The organism is Paracoccus sp. NIOT.M2S5SZ12 (genome assembly GCF_057748165.1).
On sequence record NZ_JBYLFR010000006.1, the window covers coordinates 50,532 to 75,022 of the forward strand.

The 24,491-nt window shown below is 72.0% G+C and carries 20 protein-coding genes; 6 read left to right on the forward strand and 14 right to left on the reverse strand.

Translation table 11 applies throughout. The annotated features are described in order from the left end of the window. The first annotated feature begins 91 nt into the window (after positions 1–91). The 3 genes from AC2SGK_RS07220 to AC2SGK_RS07230 all read left to right on the forward strand — a co-directional run bounded on the left by AC2SGK_RS07220 (position 92) and on the right by AC2SGK_RS07230 (position 4,078). Complete coding sequence (locus tag AC2SGK_RS07220) at positions 92–1,267, forward strand: replication initiation protein (RefSeq protein ID WP_488322915.1); 1,176 nt, start codon at positions 92–94, stop codon at positions 1,265–1,267. 84 nt (positions 1,268–1,351) lie between these two features. Further along, on the forward strand, positions 1,352–2,431 hold the full coding sequence (locus tag AC2SGK_RS07225) for a sensor histidine kinase (RefSeq protein ID WP_488322916.1): 1,080 nt from the start codon (positions 1,352–1,354) through the stop codon (positions 2,429–2,431). Positions 2,432–2,467: 36 nt separating this feature from the next. Beyond that, positions 2,468–4,078 carry an FAD/NAD(P)-binding protein gene (locus tag AC2SGK_RS07230; RefSeq protein WP_488322917.1) on the forward strand — a complete coding sequence of 537 codons (1,611 nt, stop codon included), beginning with the start codon at positions 2,468–2,470 and terminating at the stop codon, positions 4,076–4,078. Here the strand turns inward: AC2SGK_RS07230 and AC2SGK_RS07235 are convergent. Genes AC2SGK_RS07235 through AC2SGK_RS07255 form a run of 5 tightly spaced genes read right to left on the reverse strand, consistent with a single transcriptional unit; the run spans position 4,075 to position 10,257 of the window. After that, the gene (locus AC2SGK_RS07235; RefSeq protein ID WP_488322918.1) at positions 4,075–5,100 is read right to left on the reverse strand and encodes an HlyD family secretion protein; all 1,026 of its coding nucleotides are present in this window, start codon (positions 5,098–5,100) and stop codon (positions 4,075–4,077) included. The genes AC2SGK_RS07230 and AC2SGK_RS07235 overlap by 4 nt on opposite strands. Continuing rightward, positions 5,097–6,716 (reverse strand): efflux MFS transporter permease, encoded by a 1,620-nt coding sequence (locus tag AC2SGK_RS07240; RefSeq protein WP_488322919.1) that lies wholly within the window; start codon positions 6,714–6,716, stop codon positions 5,097–5,099. The genes AC2SGK_RS07235 and AC2SGK_RS07240 overlap by 4 nt, the downstream gene beginning before the upstream one ends. After that, positions 6,713–7,228: a MarR family winged helix-turn-helix transcriptional regulator gene (locus AC2SGK_RS07245; RefSeq protein ID WP_488322920.1), complete on the reverse strand. Its 516-nt coding sequence runs from the start codon at positions 7,226–7,228 to the stop codon at positions 6,713–6,715. The genes AC2SGK_RS07240 and AC2SGK_RS07245 overlap by 4 nt, the downstream gene beginning before the upstream one ends. Positions 7,229–7,282: 54 nt before the next feature. Continuing rightward, positions 7,283–8,578 carry a sigma-54-dependent transcriptional regulator gene (locus AC2SGK_RS07250; RefSeq protein ID WP_488322921.1) on the reverse strand — a complete coding sequence of 432 codons (1,296 nt, stop codon included), beginning with the start codon at positions 8,576–8,578 and terminating at the stop codon, positions 7,283–7,285. 8 nt (positions 8,579–8,586) lie between these two features. Beyond that, positions 8,587–10,257 carry a sensor histidine kinase gene (locus AC2SGK_RS07255; protein WP_488322922.1) on the reverse strand — a complete coding sequence of 557 codons (1,671 nt, stop codon included), beginning with the start codon at positions 10,255–10,257 and terminating at the stop codon, positions 8,587–8,589. A 197-nt stretch (positions 10,258–10,454) separates the two neighbouring features. Here AC2SGK_RS07255 and AC2SGK_RS07260 point away from each other — a divergent pair, with 197 nt between their 5' ends. Next, complete coding sequence (locus AC2SGK_RS07260) at positions 10,455–11,822, forward strand: dicarboxylate/amino acid:cation symporter (protein ID WP_488322923.1); 1,368 nt, start codon at positions 10,455–10,457, stop codon at positions 11,820–11,822. Positions 11,823–11,876: 54 nt separating this feature from the next. Here the strand turns inward: AC2SGK_RS07260 and AC2SGK_RS07265 are convergent, their stop codons facing one another. The 6 genes from AC2SGK_RS07265 to AC2SGK_RS07290 all read right to left on the reverse strand — a co-directional run bounded on the left by AC2SGK_RS07265 (position 11,877) and on the right by AC2SGK_RS07290 (position 16,827). Next, positions 11,877–12,854, reverse strand: a complete 978-nt coding sequence (locus tag AC2SGK_RS07265) for a quinone oxidoreductase family protein (RefSeq protein WP_488322924.1) — start codon at positions 12,852–12,854, stop codon at positions 11,877–11,879. An 8-nt stretch (positions 12,855–12,862) separates the two neighbouring features. Further along, a complete protein-coding gene (locus AC2SGK_RS07270) occupies positions 12,863–13,618 on the reverse strand; it encodes an SDR family NAD(P)-dependent oxidoreductase (protein ID WP_488322925.1) in 756 nt (251 codons plus the stop codon). After that, positions 13,615–13,911, reverse strand: coding sequence for a hypothetical protein (locus AC2SGK_RS07275; protein WP_488322926.1), 297 nt, complete (start codon positions 13,909–13,911; stop codon positions 13,615–13,617). Before AC2SGK_RS07275 ends, AC2SGK_RS07270 begins: the two co-directional genes overlap by 4 nt. Next, a complete protein-coding gene (locus AC2SGK_RS07280; protein WP_488322927.1) occupies positions 13,908–14,930 on the reverse strand; it encodes a phosphotransferase family protein in 1,023 nt (340 codons plus the stop codon). The genes AC2SGK_RS07275 and AC2SGK_RS07280 overlap by 4 nt, the downstream gene beginning before the upstream one ends. Beyond that, positions 14,927–16,138 carry an acyl-CoA dehydrogenase family protein gene (locus AC2SGK_RS07285; RefSeq protein WP_488322928.1) on the reverse strand — a complete coding sequence of 404 codons (1,212 nt, stop codon included), beginning with the start codon at positions 16,136–16,138 and terminating at the stop codon, positions 14,927–14,929. The genes AC2SGK_RS07280 and AC2SGK_RS07285 overlap by 4 nt, the downstream gene beginning before the upstream one ends. Positions 16,139–16,227: 89 nt before the next feature. Further along, on the reverse strand, positions 16,228–16,827 hold the full coding sequence (locus tag AC2SGK_RS07290) for an HAD family hydrolase (RefSeq protein ID WP_488322929.1): 600 nt from the start codon (positions 16,825–16,827) through the stop codon (positions 16,228–16,230). 178 nt (positions 16,828–17,005) lie between these two features. Between AC2SGK_RS07290 and AC2SGK_RS07295 the strand changes: the two genes are divergently transcribed. Next, a complete protein-coding gene (locus AC2SGK_RS07295; RefSeq protein ID WP_488322930.1) occupies positions 17,006–19,153 on the forward strand; it encodes a dihydrolipoyl dehydrogenase family protein in 2,148 nt (715 codons plus the stop codon). Beyond that, entirely contained in the window at positions 19,150–19,755 is a 606-nt protein-coding gene (locus AC2SGK_RS07300) for a CDP-alcohol phosphatidyltransferase family protein (protein WP_488322931.1), read from the forward strand. The genes AC2SGK_RS07295 and AC2SGK_RS07300 overlap by 4 nt, the downstream gene beginning before the upstream one ends. A gap of 7 nt (positions 19,756–19,762) precedes the next feature. Here the strand turns inward: AC2SGK_RS07300 and AC2SGK_RS07305 are convergent, their stop codons facing one another. The 3 genes from AC2SGK_RS07305 to AC2SGK_RS07315 all read right to left on the reverse strand — a co-directional run bounded on the left by AC2SGK_RS07305 (position 19,763) and on the right by AC2SGK_RS07315 (position 24,488). Beyond that, positions 19,763–20,830, reverse strand: coding sequence for an FAD-dependent oxidoreductase (locus AC2SGK_RS07305; protein ID WP_488323033.1), 1,068 nt, complete (start codon positions 20,828–20,830; stop codon positions 19,763–19,765). Between the two features lie 72 nt (positions 20,831–20,902). Further along, on the reverse strand, positions 20,903–22,705 hold the full coding sequence (locus AC2SGK_RS07310; RefSeq protein WP_488322932.1) for an ABC transporter ATP-binding protein: 1,803 nt from the start codon (positions 22,703–22,705) through the stop codon (positions 20,903–20,905). Position 22,706: 1 nt separating this feature from the next. Continuing rightward, entirely contained in the window at positions 22,707–24,488 is a 1,782-nt protein-coding gene (locus AC2SGK_RS07315; RefSeq protein ID WP_488322933.1) for a gamma-glutamyltransferase family protein, read from the reverse strand. Between the last annotated feature and the right edge of the window lie 3 nt (positions 24,489–24,491).

The window sequence follows — 24,491 nt, forward strand, 5'->3', positions numbered from 1 at the left end:
GTCCGATGGTGCCTGCAACGCGCTTGTGAACGGGTGCCTTTTGGGGCAGCATGGGGCAGGAGAGAGCGCAACAGAGGCGCCGGGCAGGACCATGGACGACATTCCCCGCGATCAGCTGTCGGGCGCGCTGCGCCGCGGTGCTGTCAAGAAGCACGTGGCCGCGATCCACGTCTCGGGCAAGCTGACGCTCTTGCAGCGCAAGCTGTCCAATGTCCTGCTGCTGAACGCCTATGACACGCTGACCACGCGCCCGAGCCACCAGATCGACGCGCGCACCCTGTGCCTGATGATCGGCTACAACAGCAACGACATGGACACGCTGAAGCAGTCGCTGCGCGGCCTGGTCGAGACGGTCGCGGAATGGGACATGCTGGACGAGAAGGGCCGCCAGGAATGGGGGGTCTCCAGCCTGCTGAGCTATGCCAAGCTGAAGGGGGGCGTGTGCGAATACGCCTATTCCCCGGCCTTGGCCGAGAAGCTGCACGACCCCAAGGTCTTTGCGCTGATCAACCTGAACATGCAGCGGCGCTTCACCTCGGGGCATGCGCTGGCGCTCTATGAGAACTGCTACCGCTTCGTGCGGACCGGATCGACGGGCTGGTGGGACCTGGACCTGTTCCGCCGCCTGATGGGGGTCGAGGGGTCGGCCTATTACGAGGTCTTCAAGCAGCTGAACGCCAAGATCATCAAGCCCGCCGTGGCCGAGGTGAACCGCACCAGCAACATCATCCTGACCCCCGACATCCGCAAGCAGGGGCGCGCCGTCACGCAGATCCGCTTCCTGATCCGCGAGAACCCGCAGCTGGCCATCCTGGACATGGATGACGGGGAGGGCGCGCGCCACGGCGCGGTCTATGCGCGGCTGCGCGAGCTGGGCGTCGGCGACCGGCTGGCGCGGCAGTGGCTGGCCTCGCATGGCGAGGCGCAGGTCGCGGCCAAGCTGGATTACGTCGAGGGGCGGCGCAACGTGGTCAGCAAGGTCGGCTATCTGAGCGCCGCGCTGGAGGGGCGGTTCGAGACGCCCGACCCGGCGCCGGCCGAACCCGCGCCCAGCCCGCAGGCCGAACGGCTGCGCCGCATCCAGGAGGTGATCCGCGCCCGCACCCCCACGCAGCGCGACGCCGACCGCCGCCTGTTCGTCAGCCAGCTGACCGACCGCGCCGCCCGCGCCGACTTCGAGCGCCACGGCTGGATGTCGCCGCTGAACGCCGCCCGCATCGCCGCCTTCTGGCAGGAGATGTCGCCGGGCCTGTTCGGTGACGACTGAGGTGACGCAGGGGCAGGGCGTTCCCCCCGTCATCATTCCTGCTAGGGTTCAATCGCCCGAATCACCGGGCGCGCAGGGGGGATCATGACAGGCCGCAGACCGATCCTTGCCGCGCGGCTGCGCAACCGGCTGATGCGCGGGCTGGAGGGGGCGCTGCTGGCGCGACGTTCGCCGCGCCACGAGATCGTCTTCGCGACGCTGGCCGTGGCCGTGTCGACCGCGCTGCGTTACGCGCTGGACGACGTGCTGCCGCCGGGCTTTCCCTTCCTGACCTTCTTTCCGGCGGTCATGCTGACGCTGGTCTTCTCGTCGCTGCGGTCGGGGCTGGTGGTGGGGGCGGTGTGCGGCGTCATCGCGTGGCATGCCTTCGTTTTGCCGCTGAACAGCCTCGCGCTGACGCCGGGCGCAATCCTGGCCCTGGGCTTCTATCTGCTGATCATCGGCACGGACGTGCTGTTCCTGACCGCCGCGAAGCGGGCGCTGCGCAAGCGGCAGGCGGCCGAGCAGCGCGCCACGGCGCTGGCCCATGCGCGCAGCCTGATGTTCTCGGAGCTGCAGCACCGGATCTCGAACAACCTCTCGACGGTGGCGGCGCTGCTGCGGCTGCAGGGGCAGGCGGTGGCCGACGACACCGCGCGCCAGGCGCTGATCGCCGCGCAGACGCGCATCCGATCCATCTCGATGCTGCAGCGGCGGCTGCATTCGCCCGACATGCAGGTTCTGGACGGCGCGGAATACCTGTCGGCGGTGCTGCGCGACGTGGTCGAGGTCACCGGCGCCGGCAATGTCGATCTGCAGGTGCGTGCCGATCCGGTGGGTCTGCCGCATGACACGGCCGTGCCCCTGGGCCTGATCGCCAGCGAGCTGGCCATGAACGCGATCGAGCACGGCCCCTCGGCCGACGGGCAGGTGCATATCGCGGTGACCCTGGCCGCCGACGCGCCCGACCGCGCGGGCGCCACCACCGCGCGGCTGGAGATCGCGGACCGCGGGCCGGGCCTGCCGCAGGGGTTTTCGCTGGAGCGGACGGACAGCCTGGGGCTGATCGTCGCGCGCCAGTTCGCGACCGCGCTGGACGGGGTGCTGGACCTGGTGACAGGTCCGCGGGGCGGGGCCGTCGCGCGGCTGAACTTTCGCATCCCGCCGGTGACGCCTGACATTTGATGCCGGAACGTCCGCCCGCACGGCGCGTTCGGCGGCATGGACAGCACATCCCCGCGCATCGCGATCGTCGGAACCGGACCCACCGGCATCTATACCCTGCAATCCCTGCTGGCCGCCGGCACGCCCCTGTCGGTGACCCTGTTCGAGAAGGCGCCGGTGGCCGGGCAGGGGATGCCCTATTCTCCGAAAAGCGCCACCCGCATGATGCTGGCCAACATCGCCAGCATCGAAATTCCGCCGGTGGGTCCCACCTATCTGGACTGGCTGCGCGCGCAGTCCGATGCGCGGCTGGCCGAATTTGGGCTGGAGCGTGAGGCGCTGGACCGGCGCAGCTTCACGCCGCGGCTGCTTCTGGGGGCCTATTACCGTGAGGGGCTGGCGGGGCTGGTGCGCGAGGGGCGAGCGGCGGGCCATGACATCCGCCTGCGCGAGGGGGCCGCGATGCGCGATGTCACCGCCGCGCCCGAGGGCCTGTCGGTCGTCACCGATGCGGGGTCCGAGGGGCCGTTCGACCGGGTGATCGTCGCGACCGGCCACCGCTTTCCGGGCGCCGACAAGGCCAGCGACAGCTTCTTTCCCAGCCCCTGGTCGGGCCTGATCGAGGCCGAGATCCCGCCCGCGCGGGTCGGCGTCATGGGCACCTCGCTGAGCGCGATCGACGCGGCCATGGCCGTCGCCTGCCAGCATGGCCGCTTCCACGACGAGGGCGACGACGCCGCACCCCTGGTCTTCGAGCGCGACCCCGAGGCCGGCGATCTGCGCATCGTGCTGATGTCGCGCAGCGGCATCCTGCCCGAGGCGGATTTCTACTGCCCGATCCCCTATCTGCCGCTGGCGGTGGCGACGCCGCAGGCCATGGCCGCGCGGATCGCGGCGGGCGAGGGGCTGGACGGGATCTTTGCGCTGATGCGCGCCGAGATCATGCAGGCCGATCCGGCCTGGGCGCTGCGCATGGGTCTGGGCGGGCTGGATGCGGACGGCTTTGCCGAGGCCTATTTCGCGGCCCGGAACGCGGCCTGCCCCTTCCGGTGGGCGCGCGACAACCTGGCCGAGGTGGTCCGCAACCACCGCGACCGCGTCACGGTCGGCTGGCGCTATGCGCTGCTGCGGATGCACGAGGCGGTGGAGGAGGTCGTCCCGGACCTGTCCGAGGAGGACCGGGCGCGCTTCGATGCGGGGCTGCGCAAGGTCTTTGTCGACAACTATTCCGCGGTGCCGCCCGAATCGATCCGCCGCCTGCTGGCGCTGCGCGATGCGGGGGTGCTGTCGCTGCTGGCCCTGGGCGAGGATTACGACCTGCGCCGCGACGGTGACACGACCCGCATCGTGCTGGACGGGCGCGAGGAGGCCTTCGACGTCTTCATCGACGCGCGCGGGCAGAAGGCCATGGACAGCGCCGACCTGCCCTGGCCCACGCTGCGCGCCGAACTGGTGGCGCGCGGGCAGGAGATCCCCGAGATCGGGCAGGATTACAGCCTGCTGGACGCGGGGCCCTTCACGGGGCGGCTGTGCCTGGTGGCGCTGCCTTGGCTGATGCATGACCGGCCCTTCGTGCAGGGCATCACCGCCTGCGCCGAGATCGCGGGCGCGGTGGCCGCCGGCATCGCGGGGCGACGGCGGCGGCACCGGGTGCAGGACGCGGGTTAGGGCGTCGCGCGCACCACGACCGACATGCCCGCGGTCAGCCCGGCCACGTCCTGGCCGGGGTCGATGGCGATGCGCACCGGCAGGCGCTGCGCGATCTTGGTGAAGTTCCCCGAGGTCGCGCCGCCCGCCATCAGGCTGTATTCCGAGGCGGTCGCGGGCGAGAGGGCCTCGACGGTGCCGGTGAACTCGGCGCCGGGCAGCGCGTCCACGGTGAAGGCCACCGCCGCGCCGGGCTGAAGCCCGGCCAGCGCGGTCTCGCGGAAGTTGGCGACCACCCACAGATCGGTGCCGACATGCGGGACCAGCGCGGTCCCCGGCGTCACATACTGTCCCACATGGACCGAGACCTGGCCCAGGCTGCCATCGGCGGGGGCGCGGATGACGGTGTTCTGCACGTCGATCCGCGCCAGCTCGACCGCGGCCTCGGCGGCGGTGATGTCGGCGTTGCGGGCGTCCAGCGCGACGCGGGCCGAGTTGAGCGCCTCGGTCTGGACCTCCAGCTTGGCGGCGGCCTGGGTGCGGGCGGCCTGCGCCTGCTGCAGGGCCAGCTGCACCTGGTCGGTCGAGGATTGCGAGGTCACCCCCCGCGTCAGCAGCTGATCGGCACGGTCGGCCTGCGACTGCGCCGTCTCCAGCCCCGAGACCGCGGCGTCCAGCCCGGCCCGGTCGGCGCGCAGGCCCGCCTCCGCGGAGAGCACGTCCTGTTCGGCGACCTTCAGCGCGGCCTGGGCGCCCGACAGCTGCGCCTCGGCCTGGGCCAGGCGCTGGCGGGGGATGCGGTCGTCGATGCGGGCGACGACCTGGCCCGCGGTGACGGCCTGATAGTCGTCCACCTCGACCGCGGTGACGCTGCCCGACAGCTGCGGGGCCAGCATGGTGACCTCGCCGCGCAGATAGGCGTTCTCGGTCCGGGGGGCGGCGTCCGAGAAGGGCGGCAGGTGCCAGGCATAGAGCAGCAGCAGCGCCCCCCCCAGGCCCAGGATCAGGGCGATGACGGTGGCAAGACGGTTCTCTTTGGTCATGGTCGGGTTCCGGTATCGGGCGTGGCGGCGGTCCTTAGGGCCAGCGCGTCGCGCAACAGGTGAAGCATCAGCAGGGCCGCCGCCAGAAGCGCGGCCACCGCGGTCAGGGCATAGATGTCGTTATAGGCGCTGACCCAGGCCTGGGCGCTGGCGCGGGCGGCCAGTTCGGACCCAGCCTGGGCCAGCCGGGCGGCGGCGTCGGGGGTCTGGGCGGCCAGCTGGGCCGCGCGGCCCGCCAGCGCGCGGGCGGTGATCGGGTCGGCGGCCGAGAGATGCGCCGACAGCTCCTGCAGGTGGGCGGCCTGACGCCAGGTGGTCAGCGTCGTGAACAGCCCCGATCCCAGCACCCCGCCCAGGCTCTGGGTCGAGATGAAGACGATCACGAAGGACAGGATGTATTGCGGCCCCCGCGACAGGGCGGCGATCAGGCCGGTCATCATCGCGGGCGGCATGAACAGCATGGCCGCAAAGCCGATCAGGGCCTGGCTGACGATCATCTGCGCGGGTCGGGTGTCCAGGCTTGCCCCCGCATCCAGCGCCGCGCCCGCCGCGATCATCAGCAGCGCGACCAGGTGGAACCCGGCCACGCGATGCGGCCGCATCCAGGCGATGCAGGCCAGCGCGCCCAGCAGGCTGGCCGTCAGGATGACCGCGAAGAGGCCCGTCATCTGTTCGGGCGCGACGCCCAGCACCTGGAACATGCGCGGGGCGCCCGCGGATTGTTCCGACAGGATCAGCCGGAACAGGAACAGCGTCCCGGTCAGGTGCAGGATCGCCGGGCTGGCCAGCCAGCGGATGTCCAGGAGCGGCGCGCGGCGGTTCAGTTCGACCGCGCCCGCCAGGGCCAGCGCCGCCACCGATCCGGCCAGCGTCCAGCCGATCCAGGCGACGTCGGTCCAGTTGTAGATCGGCCCCATCACCCCCGCCACGATCAGCCCGCCGAAGCCCGCCCCGATCAGGAGGAAGCTGACGAAGTCCATCGGCGCGATGACCTTCTGGCGCGGCACCGGGCGCAGCGGCAGCAGGAAGACCAGCATCAGCGAGACCAGCGCCAAGCCCAGCCCGGTCAGGTGGACCGCCGTCAGCCCCCCGTCGCCGATCAGCGACGGCCCGACCACGCGGGCCAGCGACGGCCCCGCCATCAGCACGACCAGCGCCAAGGGCAGGCCCAGGACCATCTTGGCCTGCGGCGACAGCGGCTCCAGCATGTAGAGGAAGGCCAGCGTGGAGAGCGGCGCGGCGGCCATCCCCGCCAGCATCTGCAGGATCAGCGCCGAGCGGAAGTCGACCGTCCAGATCGAGGCCAGCGCCACCGCCGCATAGGCGATGATGCCGATCTCGGCAAAGCGGCGCAGGCCGAACTGGGTGCGGATCTTGATCAGCATCACCGGCAGGGCCGCGCGCGGGATCATGTAGATCGCCAGGAGCCAGGCGGCCGTGGTGGTGGTGATGCCCAGATCGCCCGCGATCTGGGGCAGGCTGGTCGAGACGATCCCCTGCTGGAGGCCCTGCGCCAGCCCGATGACCGTCGCCGCCGCCATGTAGGCCAGCGCCCGCAGGGGCGGCAGCGGCGGATGGGGCGCGGGGGGCGGCGGCGGCGGGGCGGTGTCGGTCATGGCCGGTCGATCCGTTCGATGTTCTGGGCGATGCGTTCCAGCACCGCGGTGGCCTGCGCCTGATCGGCGGGGCCGATTCCTTCCAGCAGGTCGCGGCGCAGGCGGTTGGTGAAGTCGATGATAGCACTGTCGCGGCCGCGTGCGGTCAGCATCAGCGCGGTCTTGCGCGCGTCATGCGGATCGGCGCGGCGTTCGACGAAGCCGTCGGCCACCAGCGCGTCGATCTGGCGTTTCAGCGTCGGGGCCTCGATGGCCAGATGCTGCGCCAGTTCGGCCTGGGTGGCGCCGTCATGGCGGGCCAGCGTCGCCAGCGCGCGGGCCCGCGACAAGGTCAGCCCCAGTTCGCGCGCGTGCCGGTCATAGCTGTGGCGCAACCGCCGCATGACCAGCAGCAGCCGGTCCAGCAGCACGCCGTCGCGCGGCGTGTCGGGGTCGTCGGGAATCGGGCTGTCCTGCGCCATGGGGCGGTGATCCTGCGATGCGGTTGCGGCGATGGTTAGCCAGCTAAGCATCGCGTCGCGGAAGGTCAACTGCCTGATTTGCAGATCGTGCAGATTTTTCGTCGCTCAGTCGCGATAGTCGCCGGGGCGGATGCCGTGGCGGGTCAGCTTGTCGTAGAAGGTCTTGCGCGGCACCTGCAGCAGCGCCATGGCGCCGGTCGCATTGCCGCCGGTATGGCGCAGTGCCTCGCGGATCAGCCCGGCCTCATAGGCGGCGACCAGGTCGGGCAGGGCGGGGCGGTCGGTCGCGCCTTCGGGCCCGTCCCAAGGGGTCAGGCCCAGCACATGCGCCTCGGCGAAGGCCTGCAGCTCGCGCAGGTTGCCCGGCCAGCCATGCGCCGCCAGCCGCGCCAGGACCAGGTCGGTCAAGGGCGGCACCTGCCGCGACAGCCGGTCGGCGGCGGCCTGGAGATAGTGGCGGAACAGCGCCGGGATGTCCTCGCGCCGGTCGGCCAGCGGCGGCAGGCGCAGCACGGCGCGCGACAGGCGGAAATAGAGGCCGGGATGCATGGCAGGCCGCGGGTCCTCGGTCGCGGTGGCCAGGATCTGGACCGACAGCGGCCGCGGCGCGGCGGTACCCGCGGGCCAGTATTCGCCGGCCTCGACCAGGCCCAGCAGGCGGGCCTGCAGGGGGGCGGGCAGGGCGGTCACGTCCTCCAGGCACAGGATGCCGCGATGGACCTGTTCCAGCAGGCCCGGCCTGCGCGGCCCGCGCGGCGGCTGTCCGCCCAGCAGCAGCGCCTCGAAGCCCGCCTCGTCCACCGCGGCGCAGTCCAGCACCATCAGCGCCCGCGACCGCCGCCCGCCAAGCCGGTGGATCGCGCGGGCCGCGACCGACTTGCCCGCCCCCGACGGACCCAGGATCAGCGCGTCGCTCTGCGCCTCCGCCAGGCGGTCCAGGCTGTCGCGCAGATGGATCATGGCGGGGCTGTCGCCCGTCAGCGCCGGTTCGACCCGCACGGCCTCCTGCCCGGCGCGGCGGGCCAGGCGGCGGTTCTCCAGGACCAGCGCCCGCGCCGACAGCGCCCGGCCGACCGACGCGGTCAGCCGATCCGCGGCGACGGGTTTCGTGAGGAAGTCATAGGCCCCCTGATGCAGCGCCGCGACCGCCATGGCCACGTCGCCATGCCCGGTCAGGAGGATCACCGGCAGGTCCGGGTCCAGCCCGCGCAGATGCGCGAAGAGCTGCAGCCCGTCCATGCCGGGCATGCGCACGTCCGACAGCACGATGCCCGGATAGTCGCCGTCCAGCCCCGCCAGCGCCGTCGCCGCATCGGCGAAGTGTTCCACCGTCAGCCCGGCCAGGGTGAGGGTCTGGGCCAGGACCTCGCACAGGTCGGCGTCGTCATCGACGAGGCGCACCGGCCCGTTCATGCGGCACGCGGCAGGGTCAGGCGGAAGGCCGCCCCCGCGCCCGGCTCGGGGGGCAGCGCCTCCAGCTCGCCGCCGAAATCGCGGGCGATGTCGCGCGAGATGACCAGCCCCAGCCCCAGGCCCTGCGGCTTGTCCGTGGCAAAGGGCGTGAAGAGCTGCGCGGCCATCGCCGGGGCCAGGCCCGGACCGTCGTCGCGGATGGTCAGTGCCACCCGGTCGGCCTCGGCCCGCACCGTGATGGCGATGCGGGGGTCGGGGCGGCCCTCCTGCGCGTCATGGGCGTTGGTCAGCAGGTTGACCAGGATCTGCTCCAACCGCACGGCCTCGGCCCGCACGGCCAAGCCCGGCGGCAGGTCGGGCAGGTCGAAGGCCATCGCGCTGGTGCGCCGCCGGCTGGCCGTCAGCATCAGCGAGGCCTGGATCGCGTCCTCCAAGGCCACCGTCCCGACCGCCCCCGTGGCCTTGCGCGAGAAGTTGCGCAGCTCGGCGGTGATCTGGCCGATCCGGTCGGTCATGCCGATGATGCGGTCCAGGTTCGCGCCCACCGGCGCGGGGTCGCGGTCCAGCATCGCGCGACCGTTCTCGGCCAAGAGGCGGATCGTGGCCAGGGGCTGGTTCACCTCATGGGCGAAACCGGCGCTGACCTGGCCCAGGGTGGCCAGCTTGTTGGCCTGCACCAGATCGGACTGCAGCTGCACCAGCCGCTGTTCGGCGGCGCGCCGCTCGCGCATCTCGTCGGAGAGGTCGCGCGTGCGGGCCTCGACCGCGCGTTCCAGATCGGCGCGATAGGCGGCCTCGGCCCGCGCGCGGCGGGCGGCGCGGCGCAGGCGCGCGAGGATCAGCCCGACCCCGACCCCGGCCAGCAGCACCGCCAGCGCCGTGGTCCCGGCCGCCAGCGCCGCGATGCGCCGCGCCTCGGCCACGGGACGGCGCACCAGCAGCCGCCAGTCGGTGCCGCGCACCGCGGCCCGCGCCTCCAGGCTGCCGCGCGCCTCGGGCAGGCGGCCGAAGCGCAAGGCGGGCTGGCCCGACAGCATCACGCGCCCCTCGGCGTCCAGCACATGGGTCGCGCCGCTGTCGCGCGCCCATGCGGCCTCCAGCGCGTCGAACTCGACCTTGACCACCACCACGCCCAGCACGGCCCCCCCGGCGCGCACTTCATGCGCCAGATAGAGGCCGGGCCGCCCGCTGACCGTGCCGAGCGCGTATTCCTGCCCCGTGCCCTGCGCCATCGCCTGCCGGAAATAGCTGCGGAACCCATAGTCGTGGCCGATGAAGCTGGTGGGCTGGTCCCAGTTCGACGCTGCCACCGCCCGCCCGTCGCGGTTCATCAGATAGATCACGTCGCTCTGCGTTTCCTCCCGCAGCAGGTCCATCTTGGCCGAAACCGCGTGGTCTGGGTCCGCGCCGCCCTGCAGCAGAAGGTCGATGACCTGCGCGTCGACCGACAGCACGGTCGCCACCGCGCGCTGCCGGTCGAGGATGCTGTCCAGCGTCAGCGCGGCGCTTTCGGCGGCGATCTGGGCATCCTGGTCCAGCTGCGCCAGCATGCGGTCCTGGGTGACCCGCCCCGCGCCCCAGGGCAGCGCGACCAGCGCCAGCACCAGCAGCCACAGGGCCGTATGGGGGAGCCGGCGCGATTCGCGGGGCAGGGCGATCTCGGCCATGGCCGTCTCCGGGGTTGTTTCGGTTTCCACACTAGCACGGCGGGACTGTGCGGAAAACCACACGGTTCTGCGGGCAGGTCCGCCACAGAAAGCCATGAAATCAACGCATTGCTGCCATGCGCGCGGAAAACGGGCAGCGCTGCCCGATGCGCTATCCTGCGTCACATCACCGTCACATGCCGGTCGGAGGAGACCCGATGCAGTTGAACGCCCCCGCGCATCCCGTTGCGCATGCCCCCAAGCCCTTCTACGCCCATCTCTATGTCCAGGTGATCTGCGCCATCATCGCCGGGGCGCTGATCGGGCATTTCTACCCCCAGACCGGCGAGGCGCTGAAGCCCCTGGGCGACGCCTTCATCAAGCTGGTCAAGATGATCATCGCGCCGGTCATCTTCCTGACCATCGTCACCGGCCTGGCCGGGATGGGCACGCTGCGCGGCGTGGGGTCGGTCGTGGGCAAGGCCTTCGCCTATTTCCTGACCTTCTCGACGCTGGCGCTGATCGTGGGCCTGATCGTGGCGAATGTCGTGCAGCCGGGTCGCGGCATGAACATCGACCCCTCGACGCTCGATGCCAGCACCGTCACCGGCTATGCCGAGAAGGCGCATGAGACCAGCCTGGTGGGCTTCGTCATGGACATCATCCCGACCACGCTGGTCTCGGCCTTCGTGGAGGGCAACATCCTGCAGGTGCTGTTCGTGGCGATCCTGTTCGGCATCGGCATGATCATGGTCGGCGACCGCGCCAAGCCGGTCCTGTCGGTCATGGAATCGGCCAGCTTCGCGATCTTCCGCGTGGTCGACATCCTGATGAAGGCCGCCCCCATCGGCGCCTTCGGGGCCTTCGCCTTCACCATCGGCAAGTACGGCATCGGCTCGGTCATGAACCTGGCCGCGCTGGTGGGCACGTTCTACCTGACCTCGGCGCTGTTCGTCGTCGTGATCCTGGGCACGGTCTGCATGGTCAACGGCTTCTCCATCTTCCGGCTGATCTCCTATCTCAAGGCCGAGATCCTGCTGGTCCTGGGCACCTCGTCGTCGGAATCGGCGCTGCCCTCGCTGATGGAGAAGATGGAGGAGGCCGGCTGCGCCCGTCCCGTCGTGGGCCTGGTCGTGCCGACCGGCTACAGCTTCAACCTGGACGGCACCAACATCTACATGACGCTGGCCGCGCTGTTCATCGCCCAGGCCACCAACACCGACCTGTCGCTGCAGCAGCAGGTCCTGCTGCTGCTGGTCGCGATGCTGTCGTCCAAGGGGGCCGCGGGCGTCACCGGCGCGGGCTTCATCACCCTGGCCGCGACCCTGTCGGTCGTGCCCACCGTGCCGGTCGCGGGCATGGCGCTGATCCTGGGCGTGGACCGCTTCATGTCGGAATGCCGTTCGGTCACGAACTTCATTGGTAACGCGGTGGCCACGGTCGTCGTCAGCCGCTGGCAGGGCGCGCTGGACCGGGCGCAGTTCGACGCCGCGCTGGCCGGTCAGCCCGTCGGGCAGCCCGCCCCGGTCGCCGATCTGGCCGCCGCGCCGGCGGGCCTGCAGCTGGGTCAGCGCAACGCCGACTGAGCGGTTCGGATCGACCATGAAGGGGGGCGCCGGCTGGACCGGCGCCCCCTTTCGTCATGGAATCAGGACGGTCGCGCCCGTGGTGCGGCGCGCCTCCAGGTCGGCATGGGCGCGGGCGGCCTGGTCCAGCGGCAGGGTCTGGTGCGGCTCCGAGCGCAGCGTGCCGTCAGCCACCGCGGCGAACAGATCCGCCGCGCGGCGGCGCAGTTCGACCGGATCGGCGATGAAGTGGAACAGCGAGGGCCGCGTGGCGCGTGCCGATTTCGGCGCCAGGTCCGAAAAGGCGAAGTCGGTGATCGGCCCCGAGGCCTGCCCGAAGCAGACATAGGTCCCCCGCATCGCCAGCGCCTGCATCGAGCCGCGCCAGGTCCGCGCCCCCACCCCGTCATAGACCGCCGCGACGCCGCGCCCGTCGGTCAGGCGTGTGACCTCGGCCGCGAAATCGGCGCTGTCATAGTCGATGACATGGGCATAGCCGTGCCGCGCGGCCAGCGCGCCCTTCTGCGCGCCTCCGGCGGTGCCGATGGCCGTCACGCCCTTGGCGGCCAGCCATTGTCCCAGAAGCAGCCCCACGCCGCCCGCGGCCGCGTGGACCAGGACCGTCTCTCCGGCCTGCGCGGGGTGGCAGTCGTGGATCAGGTAATGCGCGGTCAGCCCCTTCAGCATCAGCGTCGCGGCGACATCGTCGCCGACACCCGCGGGGATCGGCACGACCCGATCGGCCGCGATGAGGCGCGCCGAGGCATAGGCCCCCAGGGGCTGCGTGTAGGCCACGCGGTCGCCCACCGCGAGATTGGTGACGCCCGCGCCCAGGGCCTCGACCACGCCCGCGCCCTCGGAGCCCACGACCAGGTCGGCGGGCTGCGGCCAGGGATAGGTGCCGCTGCGATGATAGACGTCGATGAAGTTCAGCCCCACCGCGGTCTGGCGCAGGCGGATCTGGCCCGGCCCCGGTTCGGGGGTGGCGATGTCGGTGCGGCGGAACGTCTCGGGGCCGCCGGGGGCGGTGGCGATGATGGCGTAATCGGACATGGGGGCTCTCACAGCGGGGACAGAAGATGGCCGCCATCGGCGACGATGACCGAGCCTGTCATGAACGACCCGGCATCGGAAGACAGAAGCAGCAGCGGGCCCGACAGCTCCTCCGCGCGGCCCAAGCGGCGCTGCGGGATGCGGCGGATCTGGGCCTGTCCCGCATCGGTGGCGAAGAAGTCGCGGTTTAGGTCGGTCTCGACATAGCCCGGCGCCATCGCGTTCACGCGGATGCCGTGGCGCGCCCATTCCAGCGCATGCTGCCGCGTCAGCTGGATCAGCGCGGCTTTGGAGGTCGCATAGGCGGACACCCCCGCCCCCTGCCGCAGCCCCAGGATGGATGCCACGTTCACGATCGCGCCGGGCCGTCCGGTGGCCACCAGCCGCGCGGCCACCGCCACGGCCATCCGCCGCGCCCCGTCAAGGTTCACCCCCATGACCCGCGCCCAGTCCTCGTCGCCCTGCTCCAGCGCGGCGCCCGGCGTGGCGATGCCGCTGTTGTTGACCAGCAGATCGACCGGGGCGCCGGCCCAGGCCTCGGCATCGGCCACGGCGCGGGCAACGCTGCCCGGGTCGGTTACGTCCAGCGCGATGGCATGGGCCTGGGGCAGGCTGTCGGCCAGGGCCCGCATCGCATCGAGGCGTCGCGCGGCCAGCACGACGCGCGCCCCCGCCCCGGCCAGCGTTCGCGCGAACTCCGCGCCAAGCGCGCCGGAGGCGCCGGTGACCAGGGCGGTGCGCCCGTCCAGGCGGAACAGGGTCATGTCGGCTCCTCGATGCTGTCGGGGTCGGCGATCCAGGCGCGGTGGCGGGCGGCGGCCAGCAGGCGCGCGTGCAGGGCCGCGTCGCCGTCATGCGCGCCCGCGCGGATCGCGCCCACGTCGGCGGGCGCGTCCGGCGGCGGGTGGCTCAGTTCGCGCCGCGCCATGGCCAGCGCATTCGCGGCCAGAAGCGCGTGGTATCGGGCATCCGGCCCGCCGGGGGCGATGTCGCGGCGCAGCGTCGCCTCGGCCTCGGCGATGAGGTCCAGCGCGGGCAGGTCCGCTGCGGGGCTCATGCGGCCTCCGGTGCGGTCATGGGCAGCAGGTCGTGCTCCAGCGTGTCGGCGATGCGCCCCGTCAGCGCCAGATGCAGCGAGCGTTCGGCCCCGCTGGCATGCCGGTCGCCCTGCTGCAGCGCGATCACCGCCCATCGGGCATGGGCCAGCACCTCCCACCAGCGGATGCGGGCGGGGTCGGGCACGGCGCCCCCGGCCTCGGCATAGCCCGCCAGCACGGCCGCGCGGCTGGCGATGCCGCCCCCCTCCAGATCGGGTCGGGAAAAGCGCCAGCAACGCGCGCAGAACCAGCCGATGTCACAGGCCGGGTCCGACCATCCGGCGAATTCCCAATCCAGCACCGCCGTCAGGCCGTAGGCGTCGATCAGGACATTCCCGCTGCGGAAATCCTGATGCGTCAGAGTCACGCGGTCCGGCGGCGGCGCATGGCGTTCCGCCCAACGCAACGCCCATTCCAGCCCCGGACGGGGGGCGGGCCGCGCATCCAGCCAGGCGCGCAGGCCTGCCACCGCCAGCCGGGCCGGGTCCGCCGGGCGCGGCCCCAGGATGGCGGCCAGCGCGGGGTCGGGGTCGATGGCATGGATCAGCGCCATCTGGCGGCCCAGTTCACGGCCCAGGGCCTCGCGATCGCCGCCAAGCGTGGTGTCGCGCACGACCTTGGGGCCGTATCCGATGCCGCCGACCCAGCCCATCGCCGCGAAGGGCGCGCCGATGACCGCGGCGTCGCCGCAGAACCCCAGGGGTTCGGGCACGCGCACGCCCGCGCGGTGGGCGGCGGCGATCAGGGCGTATTCCTCGGCGCGGCTGCGGCTGGCGGCGATGGTGGCGGGGGCGTCGCGGCGGATGACAAGGCGGCGGGTGGCCTCGCCCGCCGCGACGGTCACGGCCCAGTTCTCCTGGATCGCGCCGCCCGACAGCTTGTCGGCGGCGATGACGCGCGCGCCGGGCAGGTCCAGCGTCGCGGCCAGCCAGGCATCCAGCGCGGGGTTGTCCGTATAGGACACCGGGGGCAGGCTCATGCGCCCCAGCCCCAGAAACCGTCCCCTTCGCGCGCATAGGCATCGGCCAGCACCATGCGATGCACCTCGGAGGCGCCATCGACCAGCCGCGCCTGCCGCGCATAGCGATAGATCCATTCCAGCACCGTGTCGCGGCTGTATCCCCGCGCGCCGTTCAGCTGGATCGCCACGTCGGCGGCCTGATGCAGCGTGTCGGCGACATGGATCTTGGCCATGGACACCTCCTTGCGGGCATGGCTGCCCTGATCCAGCGCCCAAGCCGCATTCATCGTAAGCAGCCGCCCGATCTGGATGTTCAGCGCCACGCCGCCCAGCATCAGCCGCACCGATTCCCGGTCGGCCAGCCGGATGCCGAAGCCCTCGCGCGCGTCGACATAGGCCTGCGCCTCGGCCGTGGCCCGCTTGGCCAGTCCCAGCCAGCGCATGCAATGGGTCAGCCGCGCGGTGCCAAGCCGGATCTGCGTGACCTTTAGCCCGTCGCCCACGCCCATCAGGCGGTTCCCGTCGGGGATCTCCAGCCCGTCGAATTCCAGTTCGCAATGTCCGCCATGCTCCTCGGGGCCCATGATGGCGATGCGGCGCAGGATCTTCCAGCCGGGCTGGTCGCGGTGGAACAGGAACGCCGTCAGATGGCGGCGCTTCTCGTCAGGATTGGGGTCGGTGCGCGCGATCAGGATGAAATGCGCGGCACCCTCGGCCCCGGTGATGAACCACTTGCGGCCCGTGACGCGCCAGACATCGCCATCCCGCACGGCGGTCGTGCCGATCATGCCGGGGTCGGACCCGCCGCCCGGCGCGGGTTCGGTCATCGCAAAGCTGGACCGCACCTCCCCCGCCACCAGCGGCGCCAGCCAGCGCGCCTGCTGATCGGGGGTGCCCACGCGGGCCAGGATGTCCATGTTCCCGTCATCGGGCGCGGCGCAGTTGAAGACCGCAGGCCCGAAGATGGACCGGTTCGCCTCCTCATACATCACCGCGCGGCCGGTGACGGAGAGGCCCATGCCGCCCAGGGCCTCGGGTACCTGCGGGCACCACAGCCCCGCCGCCCGCGCCCGCGCGCGCAGCGCCTGAAGGGGCGCGTCCGCGATGTTGTCGTGTTCGTCCCAAGTGCCGCGGTCGGCCTCGACGGGCAGGATCTCCGCCTCGACGAAATCCCGCGTGCGGCGGCGGATCTCCTCCAGCCGGGCGTCCAAGGCAAAATCGATCACTCCCATTCCCCTCCGCGCGACGACACGTCCGGCCGCGCGCCTCCGGGACGCAGCATTCCCCAGCCCGCGGGGAATGTCGATGCCGTGCCTTACAGCAGGCCGCGCGCGCTCAGGTCGCGCTCCAGCCCGGCCGCGTCGATGAAGTGATGCGCCTCCATCCCCGCGGCGCGCGCGCCCGCGACATTGGCCGCGCTGTCGTCGATGAACAGGCATTGCCCCGGCGCGACCCCGGCCTTCGCGCACAGGCGCGCGAAGATCTCGGGGCCGGGCTTGGCCACCCCCTCGATCCCCGAGACCACGGTGACGCCGAAGGCGCGGGCCAGGCGCGGATGGGTGGCAAGGCCGATGGGCCAGGTCTCGGCCGACCAGTTGGTGATCGCGTGGATCGCGTGGCCGCGGGCGCGCAGCCGCTCCATCAGCGCCCAGCTCTCCTCGATCGGTTCGCGGATCGAGGCGGCATGCCCGTCCAGATAGGTCAGGAACAGCGCCCGGTCATCCGCATCGGGAATGGTCGCGGCCAGATCGGCAAAGGTCTCTCCGCCATCGGCGCGCAGGTTCAGCGCGCGAAAGCCGATCCGCTCCAGAAAGGCCGGAACGGCGTCGGGCCCGCCCAGATGCGGGGCGAAGGCCGCATGCGGGTCCCACCGGACCAGCACGTTGCCGATGTCAAAGACGATGGTGTCGATCATGGTGCCTCCGGGCTGGCGCGCCCCGCCCGGACCGGGGCGGCGGTGCTGCCGCAGGCTTAGCCCGCGCGGGCGCGCGCCTCAATCCCGCCGCGCTGCGACGCCGTGGTGGGGTCGGGACGGTTGCGGCGGGGCGTGCTTCGGTGCGATGCAGGACGCGACAGCCTGGAAAGGAGACCGCGTGACCACCCGCCTTGCGCCCATCGCCCTTGTCGCGGCCCTCCTGCTGATCCTGTGGGCGGGCTGGGCGATCGACATCGACCCGGCCGCGCTGCGCGCGCGGCTGGATGCGGTCGCGGCGCTGCGGCAGGACCACCCGGTGCTGGTGGCAGGGCTGTTCGCCGCGGCCTATGTCGCGGTGGCGGCGCTGTCGCTGCCGGTCGCGGTCTGGATGACGCTGGCGGCGGGGGCGCTGTTCGGGTTCTGGGCGGGGCTGGCGATCGCCTCCTTCGCCTCGGCCATCGGGGCGGTGCTGGCCTTTCTGGCGGCGCGGCACCTGCTGCGCGACCGGCTGCGGGCGCGGTTCGGCGCGCGGCTGCGCGGGATCGAGGCGGGACTCGCGCGGGATGGGGCCTTCCATCTGTTCTCGCTGCGGCTGATCCCGGTGGTGCCGTTCTTTGCGGTGAACCTGCTGATGGGGCTGACACCCATCCGGACGAGGACCTTCTATTGGGTCAGCCAGGCGGGGATGCTGCCGGGCGCCGCGGTCTATGTGAATGCCGGCACGCAGCTCGCGGGCATCGACAGCCTGTCGGGCATCGTCTCGGGGCGGGTGCTGGCCGCCTTCGCGCTTCTGGCGCTGTTTCCATGGCTGGCGCGGGCGGCGATTGGCGCGTGGCGGCGGCGGCGCGCGCTGGCGGGCTGGACCCGCCCCAAGCGGTTCGACCGCAACTTGATAGTGATCGGGGCGGGGGCGGCCGGGCTGGTCTCGGCCTATGTCGCGGCGGCGGCGCGGGCGCGGGTGACGCTGGTCGAGGCGGGGGCGATGGGCGGCGACTGCCTGAACCGCGGCTGCGTGCCCTCCAAGACCCTGATCCGCAGCGCGACTTTGGCCCATCAGATGCGTCATGCCGGACGTTACGGGCTGACCGACACGCCGCCCGACATCCCGTTCCGCGCGGTCATGGCGCGGGTGGATGCGGTCATCGCCCGCATCGCCCCGCATGACGGCGTCGAACGCTACCAGGCACTGGGCGTCGAGGTCCTGCAGGGCCATGCGCGCCTGATCGACCCCTGGACGGTCCGGGTCACCGATGCCGCCGGCGCCGTCCGGGACCTGACCACGCGGGCCGTCGTCATCGCGACCGGGGCGCGGCCGGTCCTGCCGCCGCTGCCGGGGCTGGAGCGGGTCAATCCGCTGACCTCGGACACGCTGTGGGACGCGCTGCGCGATCGGGACCGCGCGCCGCCGCGCCTGGCGGTGCTGGGCGGCGGGCCGGTCGGCTGCGAGCTGGCGCAGGCCTTCGCGCGGCTTGGATCGGCCGTGACGCTGATCGAGCGCGCCCCGCGCCTGCTGATGCGCGAGGATGCCGAGGCCGCGGCCCTGGTCACCGCATCGCTGGAGGCCGACGGCGTCACGGTCCTGACCGGCCACCGGGCGCGCGCCTGCGGCGACGATGACGGGCGCTGGATCGAGGTCGAGGGCGATGGCGGCCCCCGCCGCGTCGGGTTCGACCGGATCATCGTGGCCACGGGCCGCCGCCCGCGGCTGGAGGGGTTCGGCCTGGAGGAACTGGGGCTGCTCACGGGGCAGGGGCTTTCGGTGAACGACCGGCTGGAGACGCGCTTTCCCCATATCCTGGCCGCCGGGGACGTGGCGGGGCCGTTCCAATTCACGCATCTGGCCGCGCATCAGGCGGGGTTCGCCACGCTCAATGCGCTGTTCGGCGGGCTGCGGCGGTTCCGGGTCGATCAGCGGGCGATCCCCTGGGCGGTCTTCACCGACCCCCAGATCGCCCGCGTGGGCCTCTCCGAGGCCGAGGCTCGCGACCGGGGCATCGCGGTCGAGGTCACGCGCCACGATCTGGCCGGTCTGGACCGCGCCATCGCCGACGGGGCGGCGCAGGGCTTCGTCAAGGTGCTGACCCCGCCCGGCCGCGACCGCATCCTGGGCGTCACCATCGTGGGCGCCGCCGCGGGCGAGATGATCGCCGAATTCGTGCTGGCCATGCGGCACGGGCTGGGCCTGAAGGCCGTCCTGAACACCATCCACATCTATCCCGGCTGGTCCGAGGCCAACCGCGCCGTCGCTGGAACCTGGCGGCGCGCGCATGTCTCCCCGCACCTGCTGGCCGTGGTCGAACGCTATCACCGCTGGAGGCGCGGATGATCGACGCGCGTCTGCAACCACTGCTGCGCGCGGTGCTGCGCCCGCCGGCCTTGCTGCTGGCCCGGCGCGGCATCGGGGCGGATGCGATCAGCGTCGCGGGTTTCGCGGTGGGGCTGTTGGCGGTGCCGGCCCTGGCCCTGGGCTGGTGGTGGGGGGCGCTGGCGGTGATCCTGGCCAACCGGATCCTGGACGGGCTGGACGGGGCCGTGGCGCGCCTGCACGGCCCGACGGATCGCGGCGCCTTCCTGGACATCGCGCTGGACTTCGTCTTCTACGCGCTGGTGCCGGTGGGGTTCGCGCTGGCCGATCCGGCGGCGAACGCGCTGCCGGCGGCGGTGCTGATCGCGGCCTTCGTGGGCACCGGGTCGTCCTTTCTGGCCTTCGCCGCCGTGGCCGCGCGGCGGGGCACGCCGCCGGGCCGGTTCCGGGCCAAGGGCATCCACTATCTGGGCGGGCTGACCGAAGGGTTCGAGACAATCGCGGTCTTCGCGGCCATGTGCTTGTTTCCGCAATACTTTCCCGTTATGGCCTGGATCTTTGCGGCGGCCTGCGGGGTCACGACGCTGCTGCGCTGGCATCAGGGATGGACGACCTTCCGGTGAGGGCCCCCTAGCCCTGCAGGCGCGCCATGAAGCGCCGGTCGATCCGGTCCTTCCACCGCCAGACCCAGGCCCCGCGCAGGGTGACGCCCCGCCATTCGGCCAGCGCCACCCGCCCGCCCAAGGCGATGATGCGCAGATGGTCGCGCTGCGGGTGATGGCACCGCAGCCGCCCGCCCGAGGCTGCGGCGATCAGGTTCGCCGCCAGGACCGGCGCCTGGCGCACGGCAAAGACGCCGGCCTTTGGGCGGGGCGCGTGCATCATCGCCGCGCAGTCGCCGGCCGCGAACAGGGTCGGATGCCCCTCGACCTGCAGGGTGGGGGTCACGCGGATGAAGCCCGCGGCGTCCACGGGCAGGGTCCGGGCGGGCCAGTCCTGCGCCCGCGCGCCCGCGGTTCCGATGGTCAGCGCCGCCGCGATGTGGCGCCCGTCGGTCAGCACCACACCATCGGCCCGGACCGCCGCGACGCGGGCCTGCGGGATGACGCGGACGCCCGACCGGTCGAGCGCGGCGGCCAGATGGCGGCGGGTCCGGGGCCGCAGGGCGGCGCCCACGACCGGCCCCACTTCGATCAGCGTGACCGGGTCCAGGCCGCGATGGCGCAGCGCCAGGGCGATTTCGGCTCCGGCCAGCCCCCCGCCGATCAGCACCGCCGAGGCGGCCCCCGCCAGGCGCGCCTCCAGCCCGTCGATGGGCTTGGCGGGCACCGCGTGGCGGTCAAAGCCGGGGATCTCGGGCATGGCCGCGTGGCTGCCCAGATCCAGCGCGGCCAGGTCATAGGACAGCATCCGCCCGTCGGCCAGCGACACGCGCCGCGCCACCGGGTCCAGACCGCAGGCGCGGCCCTGCACGAAGTCCAGCCCATGCCGCGCTGCAAAGCCGCGAAGGTCGGTGCGCATCCGGTCGGGCGCGTAATGGCCCGCGATGGTGCCGGGCAGCATGCCGGAATAGCGGGCCTCGGACGCGGCATCGACCAGGGTGACCGGCGCGCGCGGCAGCCGCGCCCGCAGGTCGCGCGCCGCCAGCAGGCTGGCATGGCCCGCGCCCAGAAGCAGGATCCGGGGATCGTCCGCCATGCTCACGCCCGCCCTCCTGCCGCCGTGGGTCCATCCGTCCATGCGGCAGGCCCGGAGGTCAAGCGGCGCCCGTCACACCATCACGAAATGCCGGTCCGAGACCTGCCGCCAGTCGCGGGCGGGCGGCTGAAAGCCGATGGGGCGGACCGGGCTTTTCAGTTCCTCGACCTGCATGGCGCGGCGCAGGCCCCGGCGCGCGGGGTCGGGGACCGGCACGGCGGCGATCAGCTTCTTCGTGTAGGGATGCTGCGGGTCGGCAAAGATCGCCTCGCGCGGGCCGATCTCGACGATCTCGCCCAGATACATCACCGCGACGCGGTGGCTGACGCGCTCGACCACCGCCATGTCGTGGCTGATGAACAGATAGGCGATGCTCAGCCGCTCCTGCAGGTCCATCAGCAGGTTGCAAACCTGCGCCTTGATCGACACGTCCAGCGCGGACACGCTTTCATCGGCCACGATCACCTTGGGGTTCAGGCCCAGAACCCGCGCGATCGCCACGCGCTGGCGCTGCCCGCCGCTGAATTCATGCGGATAGCGGTCCAGCATGGCCCCGTCCAGGCCGACCTGGGCCAGCAGTTCGGCGGCGCGGTCGCGCGCCTCGGCCCGGCCGGCCAGCTTGTGCGCCAGGATCGGCTCGGCCACGGTCTGGCCCACCGTCATGCGCGGGTTCAGGCTGGAGAACGGGTCCTGAAAGATCATCTGCCCCGACCGGCGCATCCGGCGCAGATCGGCCGGGCCGGCCTTCAGCACATCAAACCCGTCCAGCGTCACCTGACCCGATTCTGGCTGGACCAGCCGCAGGATCGACCGCCCCGTCGTCGATTTTCCGCAGCCGGATTCGCCCACCAGCGACAGCGTCTCTCCCTGCCACAGATCGAAGCTCAGGTCCTCGACCGCATGGACCTTGCCCGTCGGGCGGCCCAGAAGGTCCGACCCCGCGGCAAAGCGCGTCACCAGGTTCCGGACCGACAGGACCGGGGTCGCGGTGCGGTCCACGGTGTCGACCACCGCGGGCTGGGCCGCGATCGCGCCGCTGACCATGTCGACCTTGGGAAAGCGCAGCGGCCAGGGCTGGCCCGCCATCTGGCCAAGCCGCGGCACCGCGGCCAGCAGTGCGCGGGTATAGGGGTGGCCCGCATCCTGGAACAGGCCCGCCGTGGTGCCGGTCTCGACGTGGTCGCCGCGGAACATGACCACGGTGCGGTCGGCGATCTCGGCGACCACGCCCATGTCATGGGTGATGAACAGGACGGCCATGCCCTGCTCCTCCTGGATCTCCTTGATCAGGTCCAGGATCTGGCCCTGGATGGTCACGTCCAGCGCCGTCGTCGGCTCGTCCGCGATCAGCAGGCGCGGGCGCGCGGCCAGGGCCATCGCGATCATCACCCGCTGGCGCATGCCGCCCGAGAACTGGTGCGGATAGTCCCTGATGCGCGCCGCCGCATTGGGGATGCGCACGCGGTCCATCAGGCGCAGCACCTCGGCCCCGACCTGATCACGGGGCACCTGGCCGTGGCGGATCAGCAGCTCCGCGATCTGGTCGCCCACCGGAAAGACCGGGTTCAGCGAGGACATCGGCTCCTGAAAGATCATCGCGATGTCGTTACCGCGGACCCGGCGCATCTCCGGCTCGAACAGGCGCGTCAGGTCGCGCCGGCCCAAGAGGACCTGTCCGGTGACGCGCGCGCGCTTGTCCAGCAGGCCCATGATCGCCAGGGACGTGACGCTTTTTCCCGATCCGCTTTCGCCGACGATGGCCACGGTCTCTCCGGATGCCATGTCGAAGCTGATGTTGCGCACGACCTCCTTCATCCCGTCATCGGTGGGGAAGGAGACCGTCAGGCCGCGCAGGCTGAGGATGGGGTCCGTCATCCTACCGCCCCGCCGCATAGGCCTGCATCAGCCGCGGCGTCGCGGCCGCGCGCAGAAGGCCTTGGACATCGCGGCTGGCGGCGGTCAGGCGGCCGATGTCCCAGGGGCCGGTGACGGTCACGTCATGGCCGCGCCGGCGCAATTCGTCGATGGTGGCCTGGCCCACGCGATCCTCGATCAGCATGCCGCCCGGTGCCGCAGTGCGCGGGTGGAACGAGGCCGGGAAATGCGTGGAATGGAACAGCGGCGCGTCGATGGCCGCCTGCAGGTTCGGCTCGAAATGGACATGGCGCAGGAAGAAGACCAGCTGCCACTGGTCCTGCTGGTCGCCGCCGGGCGTGCCGAAGGACAGATGCGGCACCCCGTCGCGCAGCGCCAGCGACGGCGTCAGCGTGGTGCGCGGGCGCCGCCCCGGCGCCAGCGACGTGGGCAGGCCGGGCTGCAGCCAGAACATCTGCGCGCGGCTGTTCAGGCAGAAGCCCAGCTCCGGGATGATCGGCGAGGATTGCAGCCAGCCACCCGAGGGCGTGGTCGAGACCATGTTCCCCCACCGGTCGATCACGTCGATATGCACGGTATCGCCGCGCTTTTCCGACAGGTGCGCCATGGTCGGCTCATAGACCGCACCTTTGCCCAGCCCGTCCAGCAGCGATAGGGTGCGGGCGCGTTGATCCTCGAACCCCGGCACGGTGCCGGGGCGCAGCTCCAGCGATGCGCGGTCGCCGATCAGGGCGCGGCGGTCGGCGGCGTAGGCGTCCGACAGCAGCGCCTCCATCGGCACGTCATGCATCAGCGGATCGCCGTAATAGACCTCGCGGTCGGCATAGGAGAGCTTCATCGTCTCGATGACGGTATGGACGAAGTCGGGGCCGTTCGGGTCCATCGCGGCGATGTCGATGCCCTCCAGGATCTTCAGCCCCTGCAGCAGCACCGGCCCTTGGCCCCATGGCCCGGTCTTGGCGATGGACCAGCCGTGATAGTCGCCCCAGGCCGGCTCCTCGGTCGTGGCGGCATAGCCGGCCATGTCGTCGGCGCTGAGAACGCCGCGATGCTTGGCACCGCTGCCGTCCATCACCTCGGTTTCCTTGCAGAACCGGTCGATCGCCTCGGCCACGAAGCCGCGATAGAAGGCGTCGCGGGCGGCCTGCACCCCCGCCTCGCGCGTGGGCGCGCCTTCGGAGGCTTCGACGATTCGGCTGTAAGTGTCTGCCAGCGCCTCGTTCCTGAACAGCGCGCCTGCCTGCGGGGCCTGCCCGCCGGGCAGCCAGGTCGCATGCGAGGTGGGCCATTCGGCGGCGAAGAACTCGGCCAGACCGGCGATGCTGTCGGCCACGCGGGGCAGCATCGGATGGCCGTGGCGGGCATAGTGGATGGCGGGGGCCAGGACCTCGGCCACGCTCATCGTGCCGTGTTGCTGCAGCATCAGCATCCAGCCGTCGAAGGCGCCGGGGATGACGGTCGCCAGCAGACCGTTGCCGGGGATCAGGTCGATCCCCTCGGCGCGGTAATGCTCGATCGTGGCGCGGGCCGGGGCGGGGCCTTGGGCGCAGATCACCTGGGTCTTGCCGGTCCTGGCGGAATGGATGATCGCGGGCAGGTCGCCCGCCGGGCCGTTCAGATGCGGCTCGACGATCTGCAGCACAAAGCCGGTCGCCACGGCGGCGTCAAAGGCGTTGCCGCCCCGTTCCAGCATCGCCATGCCCACGGCGGTCGCGATCCAATGGGTCGAGGTGACGACGCCGAACGTGCCGGTGATCTCGGGGCGGGTGGTGAATTGGGTCATTGC